Below are 6,166 nucleotides of genomic sequence, written 5' to 3'. Positions count from 1 at the left end.
ACTCCGCACTGGCAAAACTCGCGCCCCCCATGCCATCCCGTCCGGTGGTGGAACCGACGTACAGCACCGGATTTCCGATGCCAGAAGCCCCCGCTTTGACGATTTCTTCTGTTTCCATCAAACCGATCGCCATCACGTTGACGAGAGGATTACCGCTGTATGCTGGGTCGAAGTAAACTTCACCCCCCACCGTGGGAACGCCGAAACAGTTGCCATAGTGGGCGATACCTTCCACCACACCGGTGAAGATGCGGCGAGTGCGGGCATCGTCGAGGGAACCGAAACGCAAGGAGTTGAGGACGGCTAGGGGACGCGCTCCCATGGTGAAAATATCTCGGAGAATGCCCCCGACTCCCGTGGCAGCTCCCTGAAACGGTTCGATCGCCGAGGGGTGGTTGTGGGACTCGATTTTGAACGCCAGTCGGATACCGTTGCCGAAGTCTACCACCCCCGCATTTTCTCCCGGCCCGACGAGAACGCGATCGCCCGTGGTCGGAAACTGTGCCAGCAGGGGGCGAGAATTCTTGTAGCAGCAATGTTCCGACCACATCACCCCGAACATTCCCAGTTCGGCTTTATTGGGGTGTCTTCCCAGACGGCGGACGATTTCTTCGTATTCTTCAGGTTTGATGCCTTCTGAGGCGATTTCTTCAGGGGAAAAGGGAGATGCAACGGTAGAGGTCATGGGAAGCTCGAATGCAGAGGACAGGCTTAAATTGTATCGAGATTTCGGGTCAATTTTTGGCGAATCGCGCACCTGAGGCGATCTTGTTTGTCAGCCGTTACATCTCTCGAGCAATGTTAATCAGTTGAGTCCGAAACCATTCATGAGCTGAATCTACCTGCTGGCGTTCGTGCCACATCATTTGTAAAAAAGCTGGAGCCACTTCGAGCGGTAGCTCTGTGATTTGCAAATCTGTTTGCAAAAGACTCCGTTCCACCATGCGTAGAGGCATCGCCGAGATTAAGTCAGAGCCGGCTATCAGTTCGGGAACCAGCGTGAATTGGTTAACCGTCAGAGCGATGCGGCGATTCAAATCCATTTCTCTCAACTGCTCGTCAATGAAACCCGTCGCCTCTCCTGTCAGAGTGACCAGGAGATGATCTGCCTTGATGTATTGCTCGAGGGTGAGTCTTGTACCGGCTAAGGGATGGTCTTTGCGCATGATACAGACGTAGCGATCGCCCATAATCTCTTGCACCCTCAACCGAAGGGTCGATCGATAAAACCGCCCCATCGCCAAATCGATTTCTGAGTGTTCGAGCAGCTTTGCAGCATTGATGTTTGTGTTGGGAACGACGCGGATATTAATCTTGGGTGCGGTTCGGGCCAGAATGGGCAACAGTTTCGGTAAAAAGAGCGCTGCCGTGTAGTCAGCGATTGCTAGGGTAAAGGTTTGAGTGGACGAAGCCGGGTCAAAAGCCGGTGGTGCGATCGCCCCTCGAATGCGTCCCAACCCGTCCCGAATTGGTTCCCAAAGTTCTAAGGCCTTTGGTGTAGGACTCACTCCGCTCGGAACTTTCAAAAATAAATTATCGTTGGTAATCCGTCTCAGTCGCCGTAGGGCATGGCTCACCGCAGGCTGGGTCATGTTCAATCGTTGAGCAGCACGGGTGACATTTAGCTCGATCATCACCGCTTCAAAGATGTGGAGTAGGTTGAGATCGATCGGCTTATCATGCATTGAATTCATGGCAATTATATTAATTATGAATTAGACATTATATTACCGCCCTTTTATAGTCGAAATATGGCAATGCAGCCAAATCGCTGTATTCAAAAAATTGAAATTTTTCGATTGGAAGGATTGTTGAAAATGTCAGCAACTAAAACAGCTTTGGTTATTGGCGGAACTGGTGCAATGGGGCGAGCAGTTGTCCGATCGTTACTTCTAGACAACACTACCGATTGGCAAGTCGCTATTTTTTCTCGATCGCCCGATAGTGAAACCGCGCAGCAATTAATCGATCGAGGCGGCGGACGAGTCTCCTTTCGCCAAGGCAATCTCAACGATGAAGAAAGCCTTCGCCAAGCGATGCAAGATGTAAACGCTGTCTTTTGCAATACCAACTTTTGGTCTGAGGCGAGTTTTACCGTTGAAAAAGAGCAGGGGGTGCGATCGCTCGAAGTCGCCCGACTCTCGGGTGTCGAGCACTTCATTTACTCCTCTCTAGATGCAGTGGCTTCGCTCTCGGGCGGAAAACTGATGCTGCCTCACTACGATGCCAAAGCCGCCGTCGAGCATGAAATCGACTGGCGACGCTCCGACGAATACATGCGAAAAGTCGAAGACGGTTGGTATTCAAATCACGTCAGCGTGTTGGTAACCGCCCCTTATTTTGAGAACTTTCAATCCATCTTCGTACCGGAATCTGGAACGCTTGCGGATGGCCGCGAAGGATTGCTGTTCACCGGCCCGCTTTCTGGCGATGCGCCTTGGCAGATGGTTGCATTGGATGATATCGGTTACTTCGTCACCATGATGCTATCCGATCGCGAGACTTGGGGCGGCAGAACCCTGCGCGTTGCGTCTGATGAATTGCCGATGGCAGAAATTGTCGATATTTTCACCCAGGTGACGGGTATCCCCGCAGAATACCGTCCGCCCACATTGGAAGCCTTTCTGTCCTCTGGGATTCCCAACGCTCATGATGTGGTGAATAACTTCAGGCTGTACCGAGAAGGCTATGCTGCCCCCCGTGACTACGAGCTTTTGAGACAGCTTCATCCAGGTCTGCGCACATTTGCCGATTGGCTCAAGGAAAGCAACTGGCGGGGGGAAGCCCGCGCCGTGCAAAAAGATCCAATTTCAGGTCGCGAGTAAGTCCTAGAGAAAAAACAGGCGATTCAGCCAAGGCAAACCCACACCAGCACTATCCGATAAACCGTTAGGAAGAACTATCATGACAACTGGGCCAAATATTCTTGTTTTAGGTGCAACGGGTAAAGTTGGGGGTGAAGCGCTGCGTCAGCTTCAACTCGCAGGGGATAGTAACCCCATTGCGGCTGTCCGTTCGGCAGAAAAAGCCAAGACGTTTCAAGAACGAGGTATCAAAACGGTCATCCTCGATTTGGATAAACCCGAAACCCTAGAACCGGCATTGAAGAACATCGATCGCGCTCTGCTTCTGACCGGCTACAGTGTTGATATGCTGCGTCAGAGCAAACGCTTTGTAGATGCTGCTAAAACTACAAGCGTTCGGCACATCGTCCACATTGGTGCATCCACTGCCCCCACCAACGAAGTCGCCCACTGGGGCTGGCATCAATTCGTGGAAGCTTATATCGAACAGCAAGGCTTTAGCTACACCCACCTGCGCCCTGAAGCTTTTATGCAAAACATCACCGGACCGGGATACCGCTGGTTGGATGGCAATGTCATTCGTCATTATGTCGGGAACGCTTGCTGGAGCTGGGTCGACTGCGATGACCTGGCATTGGTCGTCGCCCACATTTTACGGGAACCCCAGAAATATTCCGGGCAGGTCGTTTCCCTAGGCTACGATGCCAAGACTTTTGATGAAATTGCAGACATTTTTACTCAAGAGACGGGGCAACCGTTTGTGGCCCAAGCTCGTCCACCAGAAGAGTTTTTAGAAAATTCTTTAGCTGCTGGTGCTGATCCAGCTTATATGAACTGCGTCTATACGCAATTCAAGCTCAATAACGAAGATGCAATTCCCAATGCGGATGCCACCTTCGATAACTTTGAAGCGATTACAGGGCGCAAACCCTTAAGCTGGCATGAGTTTGCGAAAAAACATCGCGATCGATTGGTGGCTCGATCTTAAATTTTACCGGCGAACTCTGCGCGGGATCGGTGTTTTGCGCAAACCGCTCTATCGAAGAGTGTATAAGGACGATTTTGAAGGATTTACGAAAGATTCTTCGTGACGTTTATCGATCGAATACCAAGCACTAATGAAGCTTTCGGGAGTTCTCCCCATCGAACCTCGTGCCGCAGGAGGACTTGTCAACTTCCGCTAGAATTAAAGAAACAAAACCTCGATAAAGTCGTCCCGACAAGCCGCACCGATAAGATGCCGACAACTCAAAAACCGATCGTTGAAAAAAAGAAATTAGAGAAATCTCCCCTAGACTTACACTTCATGGGAGAACGGGTTCTGCGCCAACCCGCCAAGCGTGTCGCCCGCGTAGACGATCGCATCCGCAAACTAATTAAGGAAATGCTCCAGACGATGTATACCTCCGATGGTATCGGTCTGGCGGCGCCCCAAATCGGCATTCAAAAGCAGATTTTAGTCTTGGATAGCGACTGGGAAAATCCAGCAACCCCGCCATTAGTGCTGATTAACCCCGCTATCAAAAAACTCGACGGCCCCCTTACTGTTGCCGAAGAAGGATGTTTGAGCATTCCTGGGGTATTCTTAGACGTGACTCGTCCGTCGAGGGTGGAAGTGGCGTACAAAGACGAAAACGGTCGCCCGCAAAAGCGAGTGTTTGACGAACTACCGTCCCGGATTATCCAGCACGAAATCGATCACCTCAATGGGGTATTATTTGTCGATCGCGTAGAAAACGAATTGGCACTTACGGAAGCATTGAGCAAGACAGAGTTTTCAGTTCGCGATGTTAAAGCCGTTCGATAGGAGCAAAGACAAATGGGCATGACGCCAAAAAGTGGTTTTTTCTTGCTGTGCTCTTGCGTGTCGGGCATTGCGGCAGTGGGTTCGGTTTTCGAGCTATCCTCTGGGATTCCGCAATACGGGACGATGGTGACGGGTACCATCCTCGCTCTGAGTATTCCCTTCGGAATCTATGCTTTCTACGCCGCAGTGCAGGCAGCGCGAGAAGAACAATAAGATGTCGGACCGCGAGTCGATCGCCTCATCGGGGCAACCTCGCGTCCGAATTCACACCCCGCCCAAACATATACCCAAATTTGAGATCGAGTTGCGGACAACCCCGAGCGAGATGCCCGGAGATCGCGACCTATCTCGATCGACCAAAAATTCATGAGCGACGATCGCGCATTCCTCGAGCAACTCCAAGGATACGGCATCAGAACCGTCGGCGAACCCCGAAGATACGAACTTTCTTCTACCGATGCGATCGCCCTCGGTCGCGATCCCAATTGCGGCATCGTTTTAGCGGCAAAGCACCGAATGGTATCGGGCATCCACGCTCAAATTCGACCGATCGAACCTACCCCCGGTAGTCCGCAGATTTGGGAACTGTGCGATCTCGACAGCACCAACGGGACTTACGTCAACGGAGTCACCGTTCGGGGGTGCCGAATTCTCGAACCGGGGGATCTCATCGTTTTGGGTCAAAGGGGTCCAGAGTTTCTCTTCGAGTATGTCTGTGCTTCCCCAGCCACCGTCCAACCCACCCGATTGCAATCCTCCTTTTACCAGACCGATCCGGTTACCGTCACCTTCACCAAACTGTTTCCCATTCTCTCCACGGGAGGCCATCTCACCCGCAAAGCTTATCTGCTGCCCGTCGCTATGACCGTCAGCGTTGTGGTATTCCTATTCGCCGCTGTCGGAGAACAGCTCGTCTTTAACCGCGTCCTCGGGATCTACATCGCGGGGATGGCGTACTATTTCATCTACCAAATCTGTGGCAAACCCAAACCTTGGTGGGTTTCGATCGCTGTTTGCGTTTCAACGATCGTTTTGTTGCTAAGTCCGGTACTTTCGGGATTCTTGTGGCTGTTCCGCGAAGTACTTCCCGGTCGTCTCCCCGTAGCCGGAGAATCGATAACCTTTGGCGAACTGCTGGTGCGGATGTTTTTCGGGGCGGGATTGATGGAAGAATTGCTCAAAGCCATCCCTGTCTTTGGGGCCTTGATTATCGGTCGCGGCTTCTTTCCCCCCTGGAATACTCGCGTGGGCGTGTGGGAACCCCTCGATGGGATTTTATTGGGGGCGGCATCGGCGGTCGGGTTTACATTGCTCGAAACCCTGTGGCAGTACGTCCCTAGCGTGGTAGCCAGTTCTGGGCCCGAAGCGGGACTGCAACTGCTGATTCCGCGAATGTTGGGGTCTGTTGCCGGACATATCGCTTATAGCGGCTATTTCGGCTATGCCATCGGATTGAGCGTTCTGATGCCCTCAAAACGGTTGCGGACGGTGGTCGTGGGTTATTTGACGGCTTCGGTGTTGCACGCCCTCTGGAATGCGGTGGGCAGTTTCAACG

7 protein-coding genes are annotated in these 6,166 nt (G+C 52.2%); 5 read left to right on the top strand and 2 right to left on the bottom strand.

The window, feature by feature from the left end; all coding sequences use genetic code 11:
* The coding region (locus IQ235_RS16055) for an AIR synthase related protein (protein WP_264322448.1) at nucleotides 1-685 on the bottom strand (685 nt) is incomplete at its 3' end.
* 97 nt (nucleotides 686-782) lie between these two features.
* On the bottom strand, nucleotides 783-1,694 hold the full coding sequence (locus IQ235_RS16050) for a LysR family transcriptional regulator (protein ID WP_264322447.1): 912 nt from the start codon (nucleotides 1,692-1,694) through the stop codon (nucleotides 783-785).
* Nucleotides 1,695-1,817: 123 nt separating this feature from the next.
* Here IQ235_RS16050 and IQ235_RS16045 point away from each other — a divergent pair, with 123 nt between their 5' ends.
* From IQ235_RS16045 to IQ235_RS16025, 5 genes are all read left to right on the top strand, one after another.
* On the top strand, nucleotides 1,818-2,825 hold the full coding sequence (locus IQ235_RS16045) for an NmrA/HSCARG family protein (protein ID WP_264322446.1): 1,008 nt from the start codon (nucleotides 1,818-1,820) through the stop codon (nucleotides 2,823-2,825).
* A 79-nt stretch (nucleotides 2,826-2,904) separates the two neighbouring features.
* Entirely contained in the window at nucleotides 2,905-3,792 is an 888-nt protein-coding gene (locus tag IQ235_RS16040; protein WP_264322445.1) for an NmrA family NAD(P)-binding protein, read from the top strand.
* 249 nt (nucleotides 3,793-4,041) lie between these two features.
* Nucleotides 4,042-4,611 (top strand): peptide deformylase, encoded by a 570-nt coding sequence (def, locus tag IQ235_RS16035; protein ID WP_264322444.1) that lies wholly within the window; start codon nucleotides 4,042-4,044, stop codon nucleotides 4,609-4,611.
* Nucleotides 4,612-4,623: 12 nt separating this feature from the next.
* Nucleotides 4,624-4,824 carry a hypothetical protein gene (locus tag IQ235_RS16030; protein ID WP_264322443.1) on the top strand — a complete coding sequence of 67 codons (201 nt, stop codon included), beginning with the start codon at nucleotides 4,624-4,626 and terminating at the stop codon, nucleotides 4,822-4,824.
* 153 nt (nucleotides 4,825-4,977) lie between these two features.
* The coding region (locus IQ235_RS16025; RefSeq protein WP_264322442.1) for a PrsW family glutamic-type intramembrane protease at nucleotides 4,978-6,166 on the top strand (1,189 nt) is incomplete at its 3' end.

The sequence above is a fragment of the Zarconia navalis LEGE 11467 genome (assembly GCF_015207075.1).
GTDB lineage: Bacteria > Cyanobacteriota > Cyanobacteriia > Cyanobacteriales > Geitlerinemataceae > Zarconia > Zarconia navalis.
The sequence above is the reverse complement of the archived record's forward strand: the minus strand, read 5'-3'. Positions and strand labels throughout refer to the sequence as shown.

Excerpts from the sequence above, each read along its gene's own strand:
- IQ235_RS16045 (WP_264322446.1), top strand. The coding sequence starts at position 1,818 with ATGTCAGCAACTAAAACAGCTTTGGTTATTGGCGGAACTGGTGCAATG.
- def (WP_264322444.1), top strand. The coding sequence starts at position 4,042 with ATGCCGACAACTCAAAAACCGATCGTTGAAAAAAAGAAATTAGAGAAA.
- IQ235_RS16050 (WP_264322447.1), bottom strand. The coding sequence starts at position 1,694 with ATGAATTCAATGCATGATAAGCCGATCGATCTCAACCTACTCCACATC.
- IQ235_RS16030 (WP_264322443.1), top strand. The coding sequence starts at position 4,624 with ATGGGCATGACGCCAAAAAGTGGTTTTTTCTTGCTGTGCTCTTGCGTG.
- IQ235_RS16040 (WP_264322445.1), top strand. The coding sequence starts at position 2,905 with ATGACAACTGGGCCAAATATTCTTGTTTTAGGTGCAACGGGTAAAGTT.